This is a genomic window from Corynebacterium sp. HMSC074C05, from assembly GCF_001838325.1.
GTDB lineage: Bacteria > Actinomycetota > Actinomycetes > Mycobacteriales > Mycobacteriaceae > Corynebacterium > Corynebacterium amycolatum.
Window position 1 is genome coordinate 84,273 of sequence record NZ_KV836283.1, and the last position, 21,550, is coordinate 105,822.

Consider the following 21,550-nt stretch of genomic DNA (forward strand, 5'->3'; position numbering starts at 1 on the left):
CTGTGAGGCGTATCCCAGGGGGTGGCCGCGGACGCAATTGTTGCCGTTGGAAAGCGCTCACACCGGGGACTATTCCGCCGTTCGCCACGCGACCCGTAAACTAGATATGCAATTGACGATAAACGTCAGAAAGTCCCACCCACCCAACTTGCGCCAAGGGAGTATCCGATGGCTGTTCCGCACGACCCGCACCCCCAGTTCCAGCAGTACGCCCACCCTGAGCGCCTCGTCTCTAGCTCCTGGCTTGCTGCCCGACTGGGCTCTCCCGGTCTGCGCGTTGTTGAATCCGATGAGGACTCACTGCTCTACGACATTGGACACATTCCGGGCGCGGTTCGCATTGACTGGCATCACGACCTCAACGACCCCGTGCGCCGCGACTATATCGACGCTGAAGGCTTTGCCGAGCTCATGCGCGAGAAGGGTATCTCGCGCGACGACACCGTCGTAATCTACGGCGACAAGTCCAACTGGTGGGCCGCCTACACACTCTGGGTCTTCGAGCTTTTTGGACATCCCGACGTGCGCCTTCTCAACGGTGGCCGCGACGCCTGGATGACTGAAGAACGAGACACCAGCTTCGAGGTCCCTAACTACCCACGCACTGACTACCCTGTCGTCGAGCGCGACGACAGGACACTGCGCGCCTACTTCAGCGATACACGTGAGCTCATTGAAAAGGCTCCGATTATCGACGTACGCACTCCGGAGGAATATGCCGGTGCGCGAACCCATATGGTCGATTACCCACAGGAAGGCGTCCTGCGAGGTGGCCACATTCCAACCGCGGTAAACATTCCATGGAATCAGTCCGTTCACCCGAACTCGCGTTTCCGCGACCGCGAAGAGCTTGAGCAGATTTACTCGCACGTCCAATTCGAAGATGAGGCGATTGTCTACTGCCGCATCGGTGAGCGCTCCGCGCACACCTGGTTTGTACTGCACCACCTGCTCGGCCACGAGAATGTTCGCAACTACGACGGCTCGTGGGTTGAGTGGGGAAACATGATTGGCATGCCCATCGCCCACGGTTCGGAGCCGGGAAGCCTGTAGACGATTGACGCAACCGGTGGGCACTTCTCCCCACCGTTTTCCCGGCATCAGCGACTGGCACTACAGCGGAGAATTAATTCCCCCTGCCGCCCCCAATCAAGGGGGCGGCAGTTGCACTCTTAGGTGGTAATTTTGGCCGCAAACTTAGATTTTTGGGCGAAAAATAGCCACTTCAGCTGCCCCCACACCCACTTGAACGCTGCTCAAGGTCACAATCCCTACCCCCTTATGTAGCGAGCAAAAAGAGGTTGCTTACCGCACCTGTGACACAATGGAGGCATTGGGTCACACGCTGTTAGCTACCGCGTGGTTAACCGCATTGCGGTTCACCGCTCAGTTAACTGCAGTGCTGCTTGTGATTCCTACAAATGACTGTCGCAACCTTGCCCCGAGGGCCAATTCTCGGGGTGCCCACGAAAAATGGAGGATTTCGTGTCCGAGCAGACCACTGAAAAAATCACGAAGGTTCTCGTCGCCAACCGTGGCGAGATTGCCGTTCGCGTTATTCGCGCTGCGAAGGACGCAGGCATTCCTTCCGTCGCCGTTTACGCTGAGCCGGATGCGGACGCTCCATTCGTGACTATGGCGGATGAGGCTTTTGCTCTCGGTGGCACCAATTCCGCTGAGTCTTACCTAGTCTTCGATAAGATTCTGGATGCCGCAAAGAAGTCCGGCGCTAATGCCATCCACCCGGGCTACGGCTTCCTGTCGGAGAACGGCGACTTTGCTGAGGCTGTTGAGAACGCTGGCCTGATTTGGATCGGCCCGTCGCCAGAGTCCATCCGCGCCCTGGGCGACAAGGTCACCGCTCGCCACATTGCGCTGAAGGCTGACGCTCCGATGGCTCCAGGCACCAAGGAACCGGTTAAGGATGCAGACGAGGTCGTCGCGTTCGCTAAGGAGCACGGTCTGCCAATCGCCATTAAGGCTGCTTTCGGTGGCGGTGGCCGCGGCATGAAGGTCGCACACGAGATGGAAGAGGTCGCTGACCTCTACGAGTCCGCTACTCGCGAGGCCGTTGCCGCCTTCGGTCGCGGTGAGTGCTTCGTAGAGCGCTACCTGGACAAGGCACGCCACGTCGAGTGCCAGGTTCTCGCTGATAAGCACGGCAACGTCGTTGTCGCCTCCACCCGTGACTGCTCTCTACAGCGTCGTTTCCAGAAGCTCGTCGAGGAAGCACCTGCTCCGTTCCTGACCCCGGAGCAGGATGAGCGCCTGCGCCAGTCCGCTAAGGACATCTGCCGCGAGGCTGGCTACTACGGTGCTGGCACCGTTGAGTACCTGGTCGGCGCTGACGGCCTGATCAACTTCCTCGAGGTCAACACCCGCCTGCAGGTGGAGCACCCGGTCACCGAGGAAATTACCGGCCTCGATCTGGTCCGTGAGCAGTTCCGCATTGCCGAAGGCAAGGAACTGTCCATCAAGGAAGACCCGGAGATGCACGGTCACGCTTTCGAGTTCCGCATCAATGGCGAGGACGCCGGCAGCAACTTCATGCCGGCTCCGGGCACCATCACCAAGTACATCGAACCGTCCGGCCCGGGTGTCCGCATGGACACCGGCATCAAGCAGGGCGATGTCATCGGCGGCCAGTTCGACTCCATGCTGGCCAAGCTGATCGTCTGGGGCGAGAACCGTGAAGAGGCTCTGCGCCGCTCCGCTCGCGCCCTGTCCGAGTACCAGGTTGAGGGTCTGGCAACGGTCATTCCGTTCCACCGCCACATTGTTGAAAACCCAGCCTTCGTCGGCGACGGCGAGAAGTTCGACGTCTACACCAAGTGGATTGAAGAGGAATGGGACAACCCAATCGCTCCGTACGACGGTGACTCTGACGCTGACACCGACACCGTCCCGGCTCAGAAGGTTGTTGTCGAGATTGACGGCCGCCGCGTCGAGGTAGCCCTGCCAGGCGACCTGGCCCTGGGTGGCGGCAACGCTGGTGCCAAGAAGAAGAGCAAGAAGAAGCGCGCTGGCGGTTCCAAGAAGGCTGCTTCCGGTGACGCTGTGGTTGCTCCGATGCAGGGCACCGTCATTAAGGTCAACGTCGAAGAGGGCCAGGAAGTCTCCGAGGGTGACACCGTGGTTGTCCTTGAGGCCATGAAGATGGAAAACCCAGTCAAGGCTCACAAGGACGGCGTTGTCACTGGTCTGGCTACCGAGGCTGGCTCGGGTGTCGGCAAGGGCGATGTCCTGATGGAACTGAAGTAGTTCTAAAGCTCTAAGCGGGGCTGGTTGCGATGGGATTCGCAGCGAGCCCCGCTCGATTCTTTTCAGCCCCTCCCCCGACGCCCTTAAACACTGTTCAGGACGTCTAGAGTGGACGGTATGGAACCCATGGAAGTAAATGCCGGCCGCTTCTACTGCCGCCCCCTGCGCCACGATTCCCGCGTCGATGACGCCCCGGTCGCAACCCAATTACTTACAGAATTAGCCCCTGACTCCGTCGCCGAGTTCCTTCGCAACTCCACCACCGAGTGGGAAAACGACACCGCCTACCGCTTTGCAGTTGCCGAGCAGACGAACGTCGAGATGCTCGCATTAGCGACGGTCGAGGTCATCGACGCCGACCATGTCAGCATCACCGTTCGCCCTGCAGGCGACCCCACACGCGTGTTGCCTAACGACGATCAGGTCCTCACCAAGGTAACCGTCGCCGACGGCGTCGAAGCCGCCGAAAAAGCCCTCCACCGATGGGCAGAGGGCTTCTTGGGTAAGAAAGTCAGCTAGCCGAACTAGCGCGGCTGCGACTGCTCAGTCCTAGGCGCCGGAGCGCAGCAGGTAGATATCCATAATCCAACCGTGCTCCGCACGTAGCTCCTTTTTCAGCTCCGCAATCTCTTCGCCGACATCGCCAACACGACCACGGCGGAGCGTCTCCAGCTCCGTTCCCAGGAATGCACCCCAGAGAATCTCTTCCTCCGGGTCCGCGTGCTCGAGCCAGGCTGCCCCACCATCGAGCATTACCACCGCATCCGTACCAGGCGCGCGCTCCCCCAGGCGCCGACCAGTGGTAATCAACACCAGCTTACCAATCTGGTTCAGGCACTCTCCATGCGCTGCGGTCAGCGCGGAAATCGCTGTCACACTGGGGATAACTCGCGAGCGCACGTCCACCCCAAGGTCGCGGACGCGCTGCAGAATCCGCAACGTTGAGTCATACAAGGAGGGGTCACCCCAGACCAAGAACGCACCGCGGCGCTTGCCCTCTCGTCCGAGGTGAGCGACGAAGGCGTCGGCAAGCAGCTCTGCACGGCGCTGATGCCAGTCACGGACGACTGCGCCGTAGTTATCGGGCGTGCGGTCACGTGGCGGGTCGGGAACGGCAACGAGTTCGACATGCGGCGCATGCTTATCGACGATCGCCTGTCGCGCAGCCAACAAGTCCGCTTTGGCATCGCCCTTGTCGAGAGCAAAAACTACGTCGACATCAGCAAGAGCGCCGATAGCCTCGAGCGTAATGTGGCTCGGACTACCGGCGCCGATTCCGATGACGTCTACATCGACATACCCGCTGTATACAGGGCTCTCAGTCTGAGTGCGGGCGGCGTCGTTTCGACTAGTGATTGGTCGGATCTCCCTCGTAACCGAACTGTTCAGCCATCTCATCCGGAGACAGGCCAGCCATCGAACCCTGGAGGTTAGCCGAAGCGGCCTGCTTCAGGTAGATCTCGCAAGCGTTGGCCATGTACTTGGAGTCGTACACGTTCATCTCCAGAATCGGAGTCAAAGAGCCATCATCTTCCATGCGCGAAACCAGAAGGTGCGGCTTGTCCGAGTCCGTGGTCATGGAGCACTTAATCTTGACACCGTTGACATCCGTGAAAGTTGGCTTAATCATTTTGTCATCCTCCTCCAAAACAGCGACCGGAAAATAAGTAGCGCTGTTGCGACCGCAAGCGCAAGAAAGTCGCTCGTTATAAACCATGTTAGCCGGATTTTCGACGGCACCGCCGGGCGCAAAAACACTTGGGGGTAATGGCAAACTTCCTGCATGTTTGCGCGTCTGGCCGAGGACCCAATTGCCACTAGAGCTCGCAGATGCGTTAAGGTTATGAGGTAATTTTTCCGGCCGCCGAGAATGTGTCTTCACGGCTGCTTTCCCGGAAGATGACTGCCCTAGTAGCTCAGTGGATAGAGCACGGCTCTCCTAAAGCCGGTGTCGGAGGTTCGATTCCTCTCTGGGGCACAAATACCCTCGTGACCTTTTACTTATAGGGCGCGAGGGTTCTTTGTTTTTCTGACGCCCGGCCACTACGCCCCCCCCTCTCCTGAGAACGCATCACCCAACAATTTCCAGCAACACTTGTGTTAGGCTTACCTAATCGTATGGCGTGTAGACTTCCGGCAGTACATAACAGCCCAAAAACTTGTTGAAGGACAGTGACAACTATGGCTGACCTAGCTAAAGCAGCACCGAAGCGTAAGCCCCGTAAGGCACACGAGGCAACAGTTATTGGACGTCGCCAGATCTCTCCAGACCTTGTTCGTTTGAGCATGAACTCGCCTGCATTTGTGGGCAAGGAGCTGGAGTTTACCGACCATTACATCAAGTTACTGTTTGTGCCAAAGGAAGCTGATTACTCCTGGCCGTTCGATATTGCGCAAATTCGCGCCGAAAAGGCGTGAAAATCCATTGGGTTCTCCGCAACGGCGCAACCCACGGCACAGAGCTATCCCGCACGGTGCGCGAGGCGGGTATTCCAGAGGGTAAGAAAACTAGCTGGTTCATCCACGGTGTCGCCGAGATGATTAAGGAACTGCGTCGCTTCCTCTTCGTTGAATCTGAGGTCCCGAAGAAGGACGTTTCAATCTCTGGCTATTGGCGTATCGGCATGACTGAAGACCAGTGGCAGTCCTCTAAACGAGAATTCAACGCTGAGGTTGAGGCCGAAGAGGAAAAAGCCAGGGCCTAACGCTTGCTCGAACGCTAGCGCTCGCTACGTCCTTTTTCAACAACGACGCGTTTTCCTGCCAACCAGTCGAATGGGTGCCAGCGGCAAACAGCAACCCAAATCATCAGGACACCAAAAAACAGTCTAACGATTGGCTCCAAATCCGTAAGCAAGAAAATCATCAACAATAGGTAGCAATTACGTATCGCCGCCTGCCAACCTCCGCGCCAAGAATCGTCTCCTGACTCGAGCTCCGATGTTCCCTCTGACTGAGCGGCTTCGAACGGAGTCGCCCCAGAGTCTACTTTCCACTCTGGCGCAACGTGTAGCAAAAATGAGCTTTTCCCAAACGTCTGTTCACCGCGTGCCTCTGCAACCACGCGCACAATGAAAAAGACAACTGGGAAAATGGCACCATACAAAATTCTGAACTCTGGCGGGCTCGGCAGAGCCCAGCTCGCCGTGGCTGCTTCCCACGCAAGTTTGCCAAGTGCCACAATGATGGCAACAAAGATTCCTACAAGGAACGAATCCAGCATCCACGCACCACTGCGCCGAGCGAACAAATCCGCATTACTCTTTACGGAGAATCGATTCGAGATGCGCTGTTTCATCGGGTACATGCTATCAAAAATCACTTATAGCTTCGCAGACGAATTCTCGATTCTGGCCGCACCCGCTCTGCCACGGTTAGAAGCATCTAGTATGCAAATCGAAAAGTCGACTGTATAGTTGCCGGTTGAATCAACCTATCTATTGGATGCCAGTTCCTTCCATGCCAGTAACTCGGCAAGTAAACCTACAGCTGGCACCCCCAGTGGTTTTTCAGGAGAAGCCGACCCAGAAAGCCGAGAATTAAACCACGCAACGCAGGCCCGAGAAGCCCAGAAAGTGAGATGGATGTGAATACGCGAACTCAGCTGTCAGCCGTACAGCACCCTCAACTCACTACTAGCCGGAGCAATCACCGCCGGCACCTGGCGCTGGCCTGCTGCTTCCTCACCTTCGCAGCCACGGCCACCAGCTGCGCCAACAACGAAGGCGAGGAGGTTGCCGCGACGCAAACCTCGTCGTCAAGCTCGCTTACTACGTCGTCGTCGACAAGCTCGCCGACGACGACGGGACCAAAGGTTCGAGAAGGCGGTACGCCGCGCATCGGGCAGCTGTGCCCGAACCAGACCGGCGAAATACGAATGAGCGCCAACGGCCAGAATCTTGAATGCGCACAAGTCGGCGAGCAGGAGGTGTGGACGGTGCTGCAGCAAACCCCCGCGAACCCGACATCGCAGCAAATGTGGATCTCCACTACTTCGACGACCTCTGAGCCACAGCCTCAGGAACCTGAGCCGACGACTCCGAGCGAGAGCACAACGGAGACAAGTGAGACGGAAAGCTCGACCACCTCTGATCCTTCCACGCCGCCTACTACTTCAACGACTCCGACAACCTCCGGCGAACCGACAGAATCGGAATCAGAATCGAAGCAAGAGGAGCAGCCAAGCGAAGATAATCAGGGGTTGTCAGGACTGTTTCACTAGGTTCGTCTCGGGCTGCAAGGTTCGTCGGCTCGGGGCTCCGTTAGGTAAGGTGCGCTAGCTCGCCCTAAAACACCAAAATCCGCTGCAACAATACTGCAGCGGATTCTTGTGATTGCAGAACCACTCAGGCAATGGCGAGAGTGAACGAAACTTCGGCTCGCCACAACGCGACCGAACACGCGGGCTTCACTACTTGCGGTGACGGCGGTTGTAGAACGGCGTCGGCACGACGGTGGCGGTAATGTCGGTGCCTTCGACGGTCAGCTCAGTGCCAGTGGAGGACTGCCAACGCTGAACATATGCAAAACCGATGGGGTGGCCCAAAGTCGGCGACACCTTGGCGGAAGTCAGCACACCAACCTCGTTACCTTCCGCATCAATGAGCTTGGTGCCACGCTTCGGAGCTTCATCACCGGAGAAACGCAGACCAACGAGCAGCTCCTTCGACTGCGGACGATTAATAAGTGCATTGCGACCAATAAACTGCCCCTTGGTCGGCCCCATAATGGACTTCAGGCCGGCCTCCAGCGGAGTACGGTCTCGAGTCAGCTCGTAACCATAGAGCGGCATACCGGCCTCAAGACGCAGGGTGTCGCGGCAGGCCAGACCACACGGCAGCAGGCCGAGGTCAGCGCCGTTGTCAGCCGGATCCTCCGGATTTTCCACCTTGCCACCTGCTGCAATGATTGCACGCCAGACCTCGACGGCGCGGTCAGCCGGCGGGAAGATCTCGAAGCCGTCCTCACCAGTGTAGCCGGTTCGGGCAACAATCATTTCCACACCTGCGACCTCGAGCAGAGTGCAAGAGTAGTAGTTCATGCCATCGAGAGTCGCGTGCAGATCCTGCGGCAGCAGACGGCGCAGAAGCTTCGCAGCCTTCGGCCCCTGAATGGCCAGGAGCACATTCTTATCATTCATGCGCTCAACCTCGACGTTGTAGCCACCAACGCGCTCGCGCAGCGTCGAGTACACATCTTCAGCGGCTGCGGCATTCTGCACCAGCATGAATTCGTGACTACCGAGACGGTAAATGATGAGGTCATCAATAATGCCGCCGTCTTCCTGCACAATCATGGTGTACTTGGCACGGCCCAACGCCAGCGGCTTGATTGCCGAGATCAGGGAGTGTGCAAGAAACGCCGCCGCATCCTCACCAGTGACGCGGATAATACCCATCAGCGACAGGTCGAAAACACCAACGGCCTCACGCACTGCGTTGTGCTCTGCAATTTCCGAAGAGTAGCGGAACGGCACTTCGTAGCCACCAACATTGCGCATTTCTGCGCCAAGGCTTACGTGCTCATCATGCAGGGCGCTACGGAAAGAATTGTTGTTCTCAGAAGCGCCAGAATTGTCAGTCATACACACTCCAATTATTGCGGTGGGGCAAACCAGATTGTTACTTTCCCACCTTATATCTAAGACTCCGCGCCCGCTTCCGCGAGCCCCTGCGGAGCTAGGGCAACAGCCCCCGTCCATTAACTATCATGCACTGATTCGCACACGCTTGACGACGACCCCGCGCCCACTACAAAGGCCCCGCTACCAGTGACGATAGCGGGGCCTTTGCATTTGTCAATTCAGTTAATTGAGATTGGCTGAGCTGTTCGGGCAGCGTTGCCAGCCAAGGACTCAGTAGTTATTAGTGATCAACCGCAGCCTCGGTACCGACACCGGTCAGGGAGCGAACTTCCATCTCAGCTGCCAGGTCATCGAAGTTATCCGGCTTACCCATGAAGGTGGCGATGATGCCCGCCAAGAACGCCAGCGGGATTGCGAGCAGACCCGGCGAGGTCAGCGGGAACCAGGAGAAGTCAACAGACGGAATCATCGAGGACTCGCTGCCAGAAACTGCCGGGGAGAAGATAATCAGAACCAGCGAGGCGATGACACCGGTGTACATGGAGGCAACTGCGCCTGCGGTGTTGAAGCGCTTCCAGAACAGGGACATCAGGATGGTCGGAACGTTTGCGGATGCGGCCACTGCGAAGGCCAGTGACACCAGGAAGGCGACGTTCTGCCCCATGGCCAGGATGCCGAGGATAATGGCGACAACACCCAGCACGATAACGGTGATGCGGGAGACGCGAACCTGCTCGGCTTCCGTTGCCTGTCCCTTGCGGATCACGGCCTGGTAGAGGTCCTGACCAACAGAAGCGGAAGCGGTAATTGCCAGACCAGCGACCACTGCTAGCACGGTAGCGAACGCCACTGCGGAGACCACTGCCATGAAGATGGAGCCACCGATTTCGAAGGCCAGCAGCGGAGCGGCAGCGTTGGCTCCGCCCGGCGCGGCCATGATGCGGTCCGGACCGACGAGTGCAGCTGCACCGTAGCCGAGCACCAGGGTCAGCAGGTAGAAACCACCGATGAGGATGATTGCCCAAGTCACGGACTTACGAGCTTCCTTTGCGGTCGGCACCGTGTAGAAGCGCATGAGCACGTGTGGCAGACCAGCGACACCGAGCACCAGCGCCAGGCCCAGAGAGATGAAGTCGAGCTGCTGAACGAAGGAGCCACCGTACTTCAGACCCGGTTCAAGAATGGCGGAGGCTTCGTAGCCCTTTTCGGCGATGGAGTCGGAGCTCGCGTGCATGTCCACTGCGTCCTGCAGTAGCTGGGAGAAGTTGCCCTTAACACCCACCAGAATGATCAGGGTCATGATGATGACAGCACCGACCAGCAGGACGGCCTTAATCATCTGCACGTAAGTGGTGCCCTTCATGCCACCGATGAGAACGTAGGCAACCATGATGATGCCGACGACTGCGACAACGATGGACTGCTGAGTGGAGTCGTGAATGTTGAGCAGCACGGCGACCAGGGAACCTGCACCGGCCATCTGCGCGATGAGGTAGAACAGGGTCACTGCGAGAGTGGAGATAGCAGCTGCGGTACGGACCGGACGCTGCTTAAGACGGAAGGACAGCACGTCGGCCATGGTGAACTTACCGACGTTACGCAGTGGCTCTGCAACCAACAGCAGCGCAACCAGCCAGGCTACGAAGAAGCCGATGGAGTAAAGGAATCCGTCGTAACCAGTCAGCGCAATGGCGCCGACGATACCGAGGAAGGAAGCCGCCGAGAGGTAGTCACCTGCGATGGCAAGACCGTTTTGGGTACCGGAGAACTGTGCACCACCGGTGTAGAAGTCCGATGCTCCCTTGTTTCCGCCCTTGCCCACGCGAGTAACGATGAACATGGTCGCAACAATGAAGGCGACGAAGACCGCGATGTTGAGAATCGGGTTACCTGCTGCTGCAGTGTCATCTGCAGCAAAGAAACTGGTCAGCATGTCTATGCCTCCTTCTTTGCGACGATTTCAGCGATTTCTCCGCTTTCCAGTGCCTCGCGCAGCTCTGCCTGCATCGGCTCAAGCTTCTTGTTGGCGAAGTTGATGTACACCCAAGTGATGGCGAAGGTGGTCACGAACTGGAGCAGACCAAGGACAATGCCCAGGTTGATGTTGCCCAGTACGGGAGTTGCCATGAGGTCCGGCGCAAACGTCGCAAACAGAACGAATGCGATGTACCACACCAGACCTGCAACGGTCATCGGGATGGCGAATGAACGGAATGTAGAGCGGAGCTCTTGGAACTGCGCTGAGTTTTGCACGTAGCGGTACTCAGCCGCCTGTGGCTTATGCCGGCCTGCCGGCATGGGAGTTGCGGACACGGGCTAATCCTTTCCAGGAAGTTATGCAGGTGTTCGTAATGAGGTTCAGCACAGCCACCCTACTGGCGTGCCATGCACCACACTTTTCATTAGGTGTTGAAACAAAGTTACCTGGAACACAGTTAGCAAAGAAGTTAAATGCGACTAACTACTTCTCAGCGAGCCTTAAGGCACCCCCAAAAACGCCATTACCTGCATACTTGAGGAGACCTTTTACTACCCCCATTTACGCTGTTGTGCTCGTATTCTCCACTTCTTCCGGCAATGGCCTACTCTGACGCCACCACCACAGCGCCTCGATAATGGCCGCACCGATGGCGCCTACAATCAGCGCGGGAATCAACAGCTCCTGCCCCACCCAGTACAGATTAAGCACCGAAGCCACTGATCGAACCGAGAAGATGAACAGGTACGCACCTGCCGACACCGCCAGCAACAACACCTTCCACCAGGTGTATGGCCTAGCCACGACCACCAAAACCCAAAATGCTGAAACAATCAGCACGATGAGTGTCGCAGTCGATGCCTCCCCTCGTGCCACATCGCTGGCGTCGACTCCCGGGTTTACCCACAGCCAAAACATAAAGGTCAACAGGCCTACCGTAATGCCGGCCGGTATCGCTAGACGCAACACGCGCCGCACAAAACCATCGCGCGCACGCTCCCAGTTAGGAGCCAACGACAGAACGAAGGCCGGGATTCCAATCGTGAACCAGCCCGTAATAGTTACGTGGATTGGCTCGAAGGGGTAATCCATCCCCCACAGCCCCACAGCCAGCGCCAATACCACCGAGTAGATGGTCTTCGTCAAAAAGAGGTTGGCCACGCGCTCGATATTGCCAATGACGCGACGGCCCTCGGCCACAATCATCGGCATCACGGCGAAGCGATTATCCAACAGCACCAACTGCGCAACCGAACGTGTTGCCGGCGCCCCATCACCCATGGCCACGCCCAGATTTGCCGCTTTCAGTGCCAGCACATCATTGACGCCATCACCGGTCATCGCCACATGATGTCCGCGCGACTGCAGCGCATGGACCATATCGCGCTTGTTCTCCGCCGTGACACGGCCGAAGATCTGCCGCGACTCCACAATGTCTGCAAACTCGTTGCGGATCTCGGTGGGCTTGGCTTCGCTACCATCATCGCGGCTCGCCGGAAGCTCAGAAGCATCGACAGGGTTGTTAGCCCCCTGCATTTCCAGCTCACGTGCAACAGCCCCCACGGAGCGGTCATTGTCACCAGAAATGACCTTGACCTCGACACCTTCTTCATAGAAGTAGGCCACCGTGTCCGCCGCATCTGAACGCACCTTCTGCCCTAGCACGACAAGTGCGACCGGCTCCAACTCCACCTCGCCACTCTTCCGCAGCGCACCGCCGGGCAGGCCATCTGCCCCAACTGAGGTCCGCGCGAGCAGGAGCACACGAAGTCCTTCCTCCATAAGCTGCCGAGCTTTCTGCATGCCGACCGCGGAGTCGTCGACAAGCACATCGGGCGCGCCGAAAACCCACGTCGCACCGCCGTGATACGTCAGCGCCGACCACTTATTCGCTGAAGTGAAGGGGCGGGTTTCGGTCTGCTCATGCTTTACGACGTCCCCTGCGTCCGCAAGCCCATTGAGCAGTGCGCGAGCCGTTGCGTTGGGGCGATCGTCGAGCTTGCAAAGATTGATGAGCACAGAGTCGAGCTCATCGCGGGAAGTACCGTCACCCGATACGATATCGACTTCCACCAGCTGCATCGCGTTTTCGGTGAGTGTGCCGGTTTTGTCGACGCACACGGTGTCAACGCGCGCGAGACCTTCGATGGCGGGCAACTCATTAACCAGCACTCGATGTCGCCCCAAGCGCACCACGCCGAGGGCAAATGCGATGGTGGTCATGAGAACAAGCCCCTCAGGAACCATGGGCACCAGCGTGGCGACCATCCCCAGTAGCGCATCATTGAGATCATCGCCGGCGACAAAGAGCTGCGTATAGATTGCCAGAGCGCCGACGGGAATGAGAATCCAGGAAATGTAGGTCAGAATCTTGTTGATGCCGCGGAAGAGCTGGGAATCAGCAAGCGTGAACTTGTTGGCCTCAGCTGCGAGCTTGGCGGCGTAAGCCTCCTTGCCCACTTTGGTGGCCTGATATCGCGCTGACCCCACCACGACCGAGGAACCCGAGTAGACCATGTCCCCAACGCTCTTATCGACGGCATCGGATTCACCGGTGAGAGAGGATTCATCGACGGCCACGTCAGAGGCGTAGCGGAGAATACCGTCAACGACGATTTGATCGCCGGGGCCGACCTCGATGAGATCGTCGAGGACGACGGACTCGCGGTCGATCTCGCGAGCCGGCTCCCCGTCGCGAATGACCATGGGCTTTGCACGGCCGACAATGGAAAGCTTGTCCAGTGTGCGCTTAGCACGCAGTTCTTGGATGATGCCGACGATAGAGTTGGCGATAATCAGCAGACCAAAGGCGCCGTTGACGATTGAGCCGGTATAGAGCACGACTGCAAATAACACAGCGAGAATACCGTTAATCCGGGTAAACACATTGGCACGGATGATGTCCCACACACTGCGCCCGGATGTTGGCGGCAGCTCGTTAACGTGCCCCACCTCGATGCGTTGCTGGACCTGCTGTTGAGTAAGACCGCTGTCGGGAGTTTTCCACGAGCCCATGACTGCCTACCCTATTCGCCTAATTGCTGAACCTATTCGACCTATTTGCCAATGAAATTCGGTTCGCGCTTTTCAGCTCGCGCCTTCGATGCCTCCGCGGCGTCCTCGGAAGCCCAAACTGTGTCGTAGAGCTCCTGCTGGTAGTCCTTCAACGGGCTATGTGTCTCATCGTCGTTGAGCACTGCCTTGTGGTAGGCCAGTGACAGTGGCGCGTAGGTGGCGATACGGAGCGCTACCTCCTCCGCCGTGTCCGGACCACCAAGGTAGGAAGCCAGACCGCAACCGCGGGCGGCTTCCTGATCCATGCGCTCGGCCGCCAACAAAATAGTGCGGGCACGGGCACCGCCGACGAGTACGCGTACGCGGCGAATAGTCCAAGCATCGACAGCGATACCGAGCTTGACCGGCGGAATCATAAACCAACCGCGCTCGCCAACGACGCGCAAATCAGCTGCCATCGCCAGCTGCATGCCAGCGCCAACGGCCGGCCCCTGCACATCCGCAATAACCACCAGTCGGCTGGCCTCGATCGTGCGCAGCATTCGACGTAGCTGCTCATGGAAGGAATCGTCGTGATGCTGACCGCTCAGGTCAGCACCCGCACAGAAGGCACGACCTTCGCCGCGCAGCAGGATAACGCGCTGCTCGGGAACCTCAGCGGCAGCTTCCACCGCATCGGCAATCTCACGACACACGTCGGCAGTCAGGGAGTTGCGCTTATAATCTCGATCAATGGTGATAGTGACAATCGCGCCGTCGGCTTCGACGCGGATTTCAGATGCTGGGTTCGTCATAGCATTTAGGCTACCCGCGAAACACCAATAGTGATGGGGCTATAAGCAAATCTAAATTCGCTTATTCGTTGCCGAATACCCGCGGGTCGCCGCTCAGGCGCCCGTCGGCACGCGCCATCGACGCAATCGTCTCCATGTCCTCGTCGGTCAGCTCAAAGTCGGAGACCTGAAAGTTCTCCTTGATGCGCGACGGCGTACCCGACTTCGGGATGGCCACGATGCCACGCTGGAGGTGCCAGCGGATAGCAACTTGGGCGGGAGTTTTACCCAGGCGGTCTGCGATTTCAGCAATCGGCGAACCTTCAAAGTACTTCGCGCGCCCCAGTGGCGACCACGCCTGCGTAACGATGCCACGACGGCGATCGTCTGCGATCTGCTCATCCTGCGGGAACTGCGGATGCAGCTCAATTTGGTTGACCACCGGAACCTCGGAGAGCTGGTCGAGGACCTCTGGGTAGAAGTTCGCCACACCAACCGAGCGAATCAGCCCCTCGCGCTTGAGCTCTAGCAGCGTGTCGAAGCACTGCCCAAACGTCCCCTGATTCACCACCGGCCAGTGCACAAGCACCAGGTCAACATAGTCAAGGCCGAGCCGCTCCAAAGATGCCTGCACGGATTCGCGCGTCGCCGCCGTCTCCTGCGCATCGTTCCAGACCTTCGTGGTCACGAAGATATCTTCACGCTTTACGACGTTCGCAGCGACCGCATCAGTAATTCCCTGCCCAACTCCACGCTCATTGCCATAGAGCGATGCGGTGTCGATGTGACGGTATCCGAGCTCCAGGGCATAGCGCACGGATTCACGCGCTTGCTCATCGTCGAGCTTGTAGGTACCAAACCCCAGAATCGGGATGGCGTTACCATCAACCATTTCCACGTTGACAATTCCGGTTGTCGCTGCATCGTACTTCAGATCGAGTGTGGTCATGCCAACCGAGTGTACGGACTGAAAATTTTTTAGATTTTTCTGCCCCGCTGACCTGCGATTTAAAAAAGTGATTGCCATTCATTTTGTTGCAAACGGTTGACGGAACGTTGCGTTTATACAACACTTTGGGGTGTGTCCCCAAAGATTAAACCCAAAGAACAGATATTCAACAGAATTTCAGTGCTGCGGGCAGAACACGGACTCAGCCGAGCCGAACTAGCCAAACAAGTAGAGGTCAATCCTCAAACGATTGGTGCGTTGGAGCGAGGTGACCACTACCCCAGCCTGGATCTGGCATTTCGTATCTGCGCGGTGTTCGATCTCCCCGTTGAGGCGGTGTTCTCTCGCGAGGAATTCAAGCCCATGTCCTCTGCCCTATACCGAAAGGAAAGCTAACGATGCCAACTATTCGGACTGAAAACGCAACACCGAGCTTTTTCGAGAAGCTAGAAGCTCGGCGCGAAGCGAAGTACACAAAGCGCGTCGAGCAGATGTCGAGCTGGCTGCCCAAATGGCGCAACCAGGCGGCGCGGCGAAAGCTGGTCATCGCATTCGAGGTATGCCTTGTGCTGATGCTGATTAGTGGCATCGCGCTTCTCGGCACTCTGACCGATATTTTCCCGGGCTGGCTTTCTCTGCTCTGGCCAGTGATTTCCCTCATTGTGATTGTCGTCTGGACCAGCCTCAACATCACAGTCGACATGGTCGACAGTGCACCCACCTCACTGCTGGACGAGTACCAGCAAGAACAAATTTTGAACCTGCGCGGACTGACATACCGCTGCTTCATCTACTTCGGCCTAGTGTCCTTCCTCGCTCTAGTTCTGGTGGGCACCTATGTTCTGAACGCGCAGCCTGACTGGGGACACTACATTCCGTACAGCTTCGGAATCTTCGGAATTATCGCTTTCCTTTACATTTCCTCGCTTCCCACCGTCGTCTATGCCTGGAACCTGCGGGACGACTAGCACTGGCTCAAAAAACTCACATCCCTCCTCTGCCCTTCACTCCTCAATCTAAGGATCACCATGAACAGCCTCATTCTTGACGGGCTTGAGAAGTCCTACGGAGACCTGCAGGTTCTCCGTGGCATGAGCTTCCAAGTTCACCCTGGAGAAATCTACGGCTTCGTCGGCTCTAACGGTGCCGGCAAGACCACCACCATGCGCATTGCCCTCGGCGTGCTGGCCACCGATAAAGGCGAAGTGCGCATCGGCAATACCCCGATGAATGACTCGCTGCGCCGCACGATTGGCTACATGCCAGAAGAACGCGGTCTCTACCCGAAGGCTGAAGTCCGCAAGCAGCTGATCTACTTTGCTCGCTTGCACGGTGTGCCCACCAAGCGCGCGGAGTCCAACGCCGACAACTTGTTGGCGCGCCTCGGTCTCACTGAGCGCGCCAACGACAAGGTCGACACGCTCTCGCTCGGAAATCAGCAGCGAGTGCAGCTGGCCGCCTCCCTCGTCCACGACCCGGAGGTACTCGTCCTCGACGAGCCCTTCTCCGGCCTCGACCCAGTTGCGGTCAAGGTGATGAGCTCCGTACTCAAGGAGTACGCCGACCGAGGCACCCCGATTGTGTTCTCTTCCCACCAGCTCGATCTCGTTGAGCGTATGTGTGACCGCGTCGGCATCATCCGCGACGGCCGCATGCTCGTGGAAGGCACCGTTGATGAGCTCCGAGCACGTGGTCCACGGGCTTTCGTCGTCAAGCTCGATAGCGCGTCCCAGGATTGGGCGACCTCTGTCGAAGGCGTAACAAGCGTGGAGCGCGAGGCCCACGGCTCCACCGTCGTTCACCTCGATTCCGACGCCCCAGCCGACACCGACCAGAAGCTACTGCACAGCGCAATGGCAGCGGGAACGGTCCGTTCGTTCGGACCTCTGCAAATTCCACTTACCGAGCTCTACCAGGAGGCCGTACAGCAATGAGCACCAACACTTACAACGCCTCAACGGCCGTCAAGACCGTTTTCGTCCGCGAACTCCGCGAGCATCTACTGAAGAAGAGCTCGCTGATCACGCTCATCATCATGGCAGTGGCGGTCGTCGGCGGTATCTTCGTTGCCGACTACATGACTTCCAAGTCCGATAATGACGCTGTCAAGATCGCGGTCGTCGGAGAAGCGCCGTTCGCGGACTCTCTCGCCGACGCCACCGCCGAAATGAAAGATGCTGAAGGTGCGGATGCCGCAGCCGGCGCATTTGCCACGGCATCACTGTCACCGTTGGAGATTACGTCCGCGGCAGACGACAAGGCCGCTCGCGCTGCCGTCACCGACGGTGATGCCGACGCCGCTCTCGTCCCCGACACCGCAGAAGGCAAGGAGGGCTCGTGGAAGCTGCTTGCCGACGACGCCCCATCCTGGCTAGCCCCAATGCTGCAGGAGTCGCTGCAGAAACAGAACGAAGCCATGCTGCTCAGCGAAAACGGAATCAACCCCGGCGAGTTTTTCTCCAAGACTCAAAGCGCAGCCGTGTCGGTGGAATCCCTGGATGAAGCAAAAGACGAGAAGATGCCTGCGATGCTCATCACGCTAATCGGTGTGATGGTCATGATGACCGCCATCCTCGTCTTCGGTGGCGCAGTGGCCACCAGCGTCATCGAGGAGAAGTCCTCCCGTGTCATCGAGATCATTCTCTCGACAGTCCGCCCGGCGCACCTGTTGGCCGGCAAGATCCTCGGCGCCGGTCTGGCCGGCATCATCATGATGAGTGTGCTGACCGCCAGCGCCGCAGTTGCCCTCATGATTACCGGATTGGCGGAGAGCTTCGATGTCCCGTGGTCCGCAGTCTGGCTGCTGGTCCCGTGCTTCATCCTCGGTTACTTCTTCTTCGCCGCGCTGTATGCAGCCTCCGCATCACTGGTCAGCCGTATGGAAGATTTCCAGGGCGCACAGATGCCGGTACTGGTGTTCTCGCTGATTACGATGTATGTTCCGCTGTTTGGCTGGAGCAAGCTGGACTCTACCGTCATGCAGATTGCCTCGTGGATTCCGCCGGTTTCCATCACCACCGCTCCGTTGCAGTATGCCGTTGGCAATTTCTCCGCACTCCAGTTGGTTGCCTCACTGCTAATCATGGTTGTGGGAGTAGCCGCAGTCATCGCACTCGCAGCCTGGATCTACCCGCGCAATGTCCTGCGCACCGGTGCCGCGGTCAGCTGGAAGAAGGCCCTAACGGCCAAGAGCTAGCCCCAGCCCTGCCCAAAAAAGGAGCGTGGCCCCCTTCGGCCGCAGTCACCTAAACCGAATACTCGTCAATCGCGTAGTTTGCTCAGCGCACCTTATAGACCATGGTCCGCCGCAAACTGCGCGATTTTTCCTGTCTCGCCATAGGAGGTCTGTGCCCCCACGCCAGTCGCCGCATGCGCCGAGACCACAGCCGCAAGATGAGCTGCCGTCACCACATCATCACCTGCGGCCAACGCAGTGAGAATCGTGCCCATGTACGCGTCACCGCATCCCGTGGTATCCACGACCTCGATGGGCAGCGCCGGAATGCGTGTGATTGACACCTCGCTTTCCGACGTCCTCAGGACCGCAGACCCCTCCCCGCCAAGTGTGACAATGGCCGTGGAAATCCCGTGTTCGTCGGCAAGCGCGCGCCCAACCGCATCCCACTGACCGTGCTCGCAACCGGCGACCGCGCGCTCGGAGCCGATGATGGCTGCGAGTTCGTGCTCGTTGACAATGAGGACATCGACCAGCTCGAGCAGCTCCTCACTGACCGCCCGAATCGGCGACAGGTTGAACACCACCGGCACACCCGCATCGTGGGCAATCTGCGCGGCGGCCAGGACCGCCTCATCACAAATCTCCAGACACACACCGAGGCACCCCGCCCGCTGAATCTTGTCCGCATGACTGCGCACCGTCTCAGCATCGACTTCGCCATTGGCGCCAGCGGAGATGACAATGAAATTCTCCGCCGCATCATCAACAACAATCATGGCTGTACCAGTGGCAGAGTCGACGGTCTCAACTGCGGAGATGTCCACGTGAGCGTCGGTAAGCGCGTCGCGCAGCAACTGTGCGTTGGGATCCGAACCGACCGCGCCGACCAGTTCCACGGCCGCGCCCAGCCTGCCAGCCGTCGCCGCCTGATTCGCCGACTTACCGCCCGGCAAAATACGCAAGGGACTCCCCTCGATAGTCTCACCACCATGCGGCAGGCGCTTCACAGTGACAGTCAGGTCTGCGTTGATGGAACCGACGACACATACGTTTGGCCTCTGATCAGCCAGCTCGGTGAGGCGCTCAGTAATCGGCATTGGTTCGACTCCTCGGTAGTGCGGACATGTTTTTTCCGACAATAGCGCTACCCCTTTCCGCCCACCATCAACTAAGCCGGTTTACCCCTTGTTTACTACCGTGGAGGTATGGCTAGAATCAGCGCCCAACAAGTAATAGATACCGTCCTCGACCACGGAAGTTTCACATCCTGGGACGGCGCGCCCGAGCACGGCGACATCGACGAGGCCTACCGCGGCACACTGTCCCGCGCCTCTGATAAAACAGGTCTCGATGAGGCCGTTATCACCGGCGAAGGCACCGTCGGCGGCAAGCGCGTCGCCGTCATCTGTTCTGAGTTCGGCTTCCTCGGCGGTTCTATCGGCACCGCTACCGCTCGCCGGATTATCCGCAGCATCGAGCGCGCGACCGCGGAGCAGCTGCCGCTGTTGCTCTCACCAACCTCGGGCGGCACTCGCATGCAGGAGGGCACCGCGGCGTTCGCGCTCATGATCTCTATTACCACCGCAGTGGCGCGCCACAAGGATTCTCACTTGCCCTTCCTGGTATACCTGCGCAATCCCACCACCGGCGGTGTCATGGCGTCGTGGGGGTCGGCAGGTCACTTCACTTTCGCAGAGCCCGGCGCGCTTCTCGGCTTCCTCGGCCCGCGCGTCGTCGAGCTCGCTACCGGCGAACCCATGCCCGAAGGCGTTCAGACCTCCGAGAACCTGTTCAAGCAAGGCATTATCGACGGCATCATTCCGCTCGAAGGTCTGCGCGGCGCTGTCCGCCGCACCATCGACGTGCTTGCCGACGGAGACCCCAGCGAACCCACCCCACCGCCAGCAGCAGCCATTGATGGTCGCGATACCTGGGAAGCTATCCTGCGCACCCGCGATACTTCTCGTCCAGGTGGCGGCGATATTATCGATGCCCTTGTCGACTGCTCCGTGCCAATCTCCGGCACTGGCGATGGCCACAAATCGCTGTCGGTCCGGGCTCGCCTAGCGCGGATTGGTGAGCGGCCGGTGATTTTGGTCGCCCAGGACCGCCATAACCAGCCGCCGCTGGGCACACACCCAATGGGGCCGGGTTCGCTGCGTTTTGCCCGCCGCGCGATGCGCATTGCGGAGAGCCTGAACATTCCGCTGGTCACGGTCATTGATACCCCCGGCGCTGAGTTGACCAAAGATGCCGAGGAAAATGCCATGGCCGGCGAGATTGCCCGCACCTTGACCACGCTGGTGAACTTGAAGGCCCCAACTGTGTCTCTCATTCTCGGCCAGGGCTGCGGTGGTGGCGCGCTGGCCATGCTGCCCTCTGACCGCGTGCTGGCAATGCACGATGCGTGGATGTCTCCGTTGCCGCCGGAGGGTGCTTCGGCGATTATCTACCGAGATACCGAGCATGCTCCAGAAATGATGGAGGAACAGGGCGTTGGCGCCGAGGCCATGCTGAAGACCGGGGTCATCGACGAGATCGTGGCCGAACCTGCGGATCCGGCCGAACTGCCCCGCCGTGCTCTGAGCGCTATCGAGCACGCCCTGTGGGAACTGGAGAAGAACCCGGCTCGCGTTGGCCGTGAGCAACGTTTCGACCACTACCGTCGCTTCGCACTGAGCGAGTAGGGAGCCGGAGGCTGGTGTGGGCCTGGTTCGGGCCTTCAGCCCCACCCCAACCTCAAAAAGCAAGAAAGTGACTGGGTTTATGACACTTTTGGGCAGGTAGGTTCAGGCGGTGAATGCATCACCAC

General features: G+C 58.6%; 19 protein-coding genes, 1 tRNA gene and 1 pseudogene. 11 read left to right on the forward strand and 10 right to left on the reverse strand.

Annotation, left to right across the window (positions count from 1 at the left end; genetic code table 11):
- Positions 1–168: 168 nt before the first annotated feature.
- From HMPREF3042_RS02485 to HMPREF3042_RS02495, 3 genes are all read left to right on the forward strand, one after another.
- Entirely contained in the window at positions 169–1,053 is an 885-nt protein-coding gene (locus tag HMPREF3042_RS02485; RefSeq protein WP_070855970.1) for a sulfurtransferase, read from the forward strand.
- A gap of 420 nt (positions 1,054–1,473) precedes the next feature.
- On the forward strand, positions 1,474–3,261 hold the full coding sequence (locus HMPREF3042_RS02490) for an acetyl/propionyl/methylcrotonyl-CoA carboxylase subunit alpha (RefSeq protein ID WP_070855971.1): 1,788 nt from the start codon (positions 1,474–1,476) through the stop codon (positions 3,259–3,261).
- A gap of 117 nt (positions 3,262–3,378) precedes the next feature.
- Positions 3,379–3,780, forward strand: coding sequence for a hypothetical protein (locus HMPREF3042_RS02495; protein ID WP_038626372.1), 402 nt, complete (start codon positions 3,379–3,381; stop codon positions 3,778–3,780).
- 30 nt (positions 3,781–3,810) lie between these two features.
- Here HMPREF3042_RS02495 and cobF read toward each other — a convergent pair whose 3' ends face one another.
- Positions 3,811–4,659, reverse strand: a complete 849-nt coding sequence (gene cobF, locus HMPREF3042_RS02500; RefSeq protein ID WP_070855972.1) for a precorrin-6A synthase (deacetylating) — start codon at positions 4,657–4,659, stop codon at positions 3,811–3,813.
- Complete coding sequence (locus HMPREF3042_RS02505; RefSeq protein ID WP_016423292.1) at positions 4,610–4,891, reverse strand: cg0963 family protein; 282 nt, start codon at positions 4,889–4,891, stop codon at positions 4,610–4,612. The genes cobF and HMPREF3042_RS02505 overlap by 50 nt, the downstream gene beginning before the upstream one ends.
- 275 nt (positions 4,892–5,166) lie before the next feature.
- Here HMPREF3042_RS02505 and HMPREF3042_RS02510 point away from each other — a divergent pair.
- Both HMPREF3042_RS02510 and HMPREF3042_RS02515 read left to right on the forward strand, forming a co-directional pair.
- A tRNA-Arg gene (locus HMPREF3042_RS02510) sits at positions 5,167–5,239 on the forward strand.
- Between the two features lie 203 nt (positions 5,240–5,442).
- Positions 5,443–5,966, forward strand: a pseudogene (locus tag HMPREF3042_RS02515) (SIP domain-containing protein).
- Positions 5,967–5,980: 14 nt separating this feature from the next.
- Here the strand turns inward: HMPREF3042_RS02515 and HMPREF3042_RS02520 are convergent.
- Positions 5,981–6,559 (reverse strand): RDD family protein, encoded by a 579-nt coding sequence (locus tag HMPREF3042_RS02520; RefSeq protein WP_168168120.1) that lies wholly within the window; start codon positions 6,557–6,559, stop codon positions 5,981–5,983.
- A 282-nt stretch (positions 6,560–6,841) separates the two neighbouring features.
- Here HMPREF3042_RS02520 and HMPREF3042_RS10585 point away from each other — a divergent pair, with 282 nt between their 5' ends.
- On the forward strand, positions 6,842–7,483 hold the full coding sequence (locus tag HMPREF3042_RS10585; RefSeq protein WP_083327407.1) for a hypothetical protein: 642 nt from the start codon (positions 6,842–6,844) through the stop codon (positions 7,481–7,483).
- Positions 7,484–7,672: 189 nt separating this feature from the next.
- Here HMPREF3042_RS10585 and gcvT read toward each other — a convergent pair whose 3' ends face one another.
- From gcvT to HMPREF3042_RS02550, 6 genes are all read right to left on the reverse strand, one after another.
- A complete protein-coding gene (gene gcvT, locus HMPREF3042_RS02525; protein WP_070628819.1) occupies positions 7,673–8,845 on the reverse strand; it encodes a glycine cleavage system aminomethyltransferase GcvT in 1,173 nt (390 codons plus the stop codon).
- A 280-nt stretch (positions 8,846–9,125) separates the two neighbouring features.
- Entirely contained in the window at positions 9,126–10,778 is a 1,653-nt protein-coding gene (locus HMPREF3042_RS02530) for a solute symporter family protein (RefSeq protein WP_070628818.1), read from the reverse strand.
- A gap of 2 nt (positions 10,779–10,780) precedes the next feature.
- Positions 10,781–11,158: a DUF485 domain-containing protein gene (locus HMPREF3042_RS02535; protein WP_070628817.1), complete on the reverse strand. Its 378-nt coding sequence runs from the start codon at positions 11,156–11,158 to the stop codon at positions 10,781–10,783.
- A gap of 226 nt (positions 11,159–11,384) precedes the next feature.
- Positions 11,385–13,838: an HAD-IC family P-type ATPase gene (locus tag HMPREF3042_RS02540; protein WP_070855974.1), complete on the reverse strand. Its 2,454-nt coding sequence runs from the start codon at positions 13,836–13,838 to the stop codon at positions 11,385–11,387.
- 41 nt (positions 13,839–13,879) lie between these two features.
- Positions 13,880–14,632: an enoyl-CoA hydratase gene (locus HMPREF3042_RS02545; RefSeq protein WP_070855975.1), complete on the reverse strand. Its 753-nt coding sequence runs from the start codon at positions 14,630–14,632 to the stop codon at positions 13,880–13,882.
- 61 nt (positions 14,633–14,693) lie between these two features.
- A complete protein-coding gene (locus HMPREF3042_RS02550) occupies positions 14,694–15,560 on the reverse strand; it encodes an aldo/keto reductase (RefSeq protein ID WP_070855976.1) in 867 nt (288 codons plus the stop codon).
- Between the two features lie 132 nt (positions 15,561–15,692).
- On the opposite strand from HMPREF3042_RS02550, the gene HMPREF3042_RS02555 reads away from it, so the two are divergent.
- The 4 genes from HMPREF3042_RS02555 to HMPREF3042_RS02570 are packed head-to-tail and all read left to right on the forward strand — an operon-like array spanning position 15,693 to position 18,756.
- Positions 15,693–15,956 carry a helix-turn-helix transcriptional regulator gene (locus tag HMPREF3042_RS02555; RefSeq protein WP_070545920.1) on the forward strand — a complete coding sequence of 88 codons (264 nt, stop codon included), beginning with the start codon at positions 15,693–15,695 and terminating at the stop codon, positions 15,954–15,956.
- A 2-nt stretch (positions 15,957–15,958) separates the two neighbouring features.
- On the forward strand, positions 15,959–16,528 hold the full coding sequence (locus HMPREF3042_RS02560; RefSeq protein ID WP_070545918.1) for a hypothetical protein: 570 nt from the start codon (positions 15,959–15,961) through the stop codon (positions 16,526–16,528).
- A gap of 60 nt (positions 16,529–16,588) precedes the next feature.
- On the forward strand, positions 16,589–17,494 hold the full coding sequence (locus HMPREF3042_RS02565; RefSeq protein ID WP_070545916.1) for an ABC transporter ATP-binding protein: 906 nt from the start codon (positions 16,589–16,591) through the stop codon (positions 17,492–17,494).
- Positions 17,491–18,756, forward strand: a complete 1,266-nt coding sequence (locus HMPREF3042_RS02570) for an ABC transporter permease (RefSeq protein WP_070549881.1) — start codon at positions 17,491–17,493, stop codon at positions 18,754–18,756. Before HMPREF3042_RS02565 ends, HMPREF3042_RS02570 begins: the two co-directional genes overlap by 4 nt.
- Positions 18,757–18,848: 92 nt before the next feature.
- Here the strand turns inward: HMPREF3042_RS02570 and HMPREF3042_RS02575 are convergent, their stop codons facing one another.
- Complete coding sequence (locus HMPREF3042_RS02575) at positions 18,849–19,835, reverse strand: ribokinase (protein WP_070855977.1); 987 nt, start codon at positions 19,833–19,835, stop codon at positions 18,849–18,851.
- A gap of 108 nt (positions 19,836–19,943) precedes the next feature.
- Between HMPREF3042_RS02575 and HMPREF3042_RS02580 the strand changes: the two genes are divergently transcribed.
- The gene (locus tag HMPREF3042_RS02580; protein ID WP_070855978.1) at positions 19,944–21,425 is read left to right on the forward strand and encodes a carboxyl transferase domain-containing protein; all 1,482 of its coding nucleotides are present in this window, start codon (positions 19,944–19,946) and stop codon (positions 21,423–21,425) included.
- The last annotated feature ends 125 nt before the right edge of the window (positions 21,426–21,550 follow it).

Excerpts from the sequence above, each read along its gene's own strand:
- HMPREF3042_RS02485 (WP_070855970.1), top strand. The coding sequence starts at position 169 with ATGGCTGTTCCGCACGACCCGCACCCCCAGTTCCAGCAGTACGCCCAC.
- HMPREF3042_RS02490 (WP_070855971.1), top strand. The coding sequence starts at position 1,474 with ATGGAGGATTTCGTGTCCGAGCAGACCACTGAAAAAATCACGAAGGTT.
- HMPREF3042_RS02495 (WP_038626372.1), top strand. The coding sequence starts at position 3,379 with ATGGAACCCATGGAAGTAAATGCCGGCCGCTTCTACTGCCGCCCCCTG.
- cobF (WP_070855972.1), bottom strand. The coding sequence starts at position 4,659 with ATGAGATGGCTGAACAGTTCGGTTACGAGGGAGATCCGACCAATCACT.
- HMPREF3042_RS02505 (WP_016423292.1), bottom strand. The coding sequence starts at position 4,891 with ATGATTAAGCCAACTTTCACGGATGTCAACGGTGTCAAGATTAAGTGC.
- HMPREF3042_RS02520 (WP_168168120.1), bottom strand. The coding sequence starts at position 6,559 with ATGAAACAGCGCATCTCGAATCGATTCTCCGTAAAGAGTAATGCGGAT.
- HMPREF3042_RS10585 (WP_083327407.1), top strand. The coding sequence starts at position 6,842 with ATGGATGTGAATACGCGAACTCAGCTGTCAGCCGTACAGCACCCTCAA.
- gcvT (WP_070628819.1), bottom strand. The coding sequence starts at position 8,845 with ATGACTGACAATTCTGGCGCTTCTGAGAACAACAATTCTTTCCGTAGC.
- HMPREF3042_RS02530 (WP_070628818.1), bottom strand. The coding sequence starts at position 10,778 with ATGCTGACCAGTTTCTTTGCTGCAGATGACACTGCAGCAGCAGGTAAC.
- HMPREF3042_RS02540 (WP_070855974.1), bottom strand. The coding sequence starts at position 13,838 with ATGGGCTCGTGGAAAACTCCCGACAGCGGTCTTACTCAACAGCAGGTC.
- HMPREF3042_RS02545 (WP_070855975.1), bottom strand. The coding sequence starts at position 14,632 with ATGACGAACCCAGCATCTGAAATCCGCGTCGAAGCCGACGGCGCGATT.
- HMPREF3042_RS02550 (WP_070855976.1), bottom strand. The coding sequence starts at position 15,560 with ATGACCACACTCGATCTGAAGTACGATGCAGCGACAACCGGAATTGTC.
- HMPREF3042_RS02560 (WP_070545918.1), top strand. The coding sequence starts at position 15,959 with ATGCCAACTATTCGGACTGAAAACGCAACACCGAGCTTTTTCGAGAAG.
- HMPREF3042_RS02565 (WP_070545916.1), top strand. The coding sequence starts at position 16,589 with ATGAACAGCCTCATTCTTGACGGGCTTGAGAAGTCCTACGGAGACCTG.
- HMPREF3042_RS02570 (WP_070549881.1), top strand. The coding sequence starts at position 17,491 with ATGAGCACCAACACTTACAACGCCTCAACGGCCGTCAAGACCGTTTTC.
- HMPREF3042_RS02575 (WP_070855977.1), bottom strand. The coding sequence starts at position 19,835 with ATGCCGATTACTGAGCGCCTCACCGAGCTGGCTGATCAGAGGCCAAAC.
- HMPREF3042_RS02580 (WP_070855978.1), top strand. The coding sequence starts at position 19,944 with ATGGCTAGAATCAGCGCCCAACAAGTAATAGATACCGTCCTCGACCAC.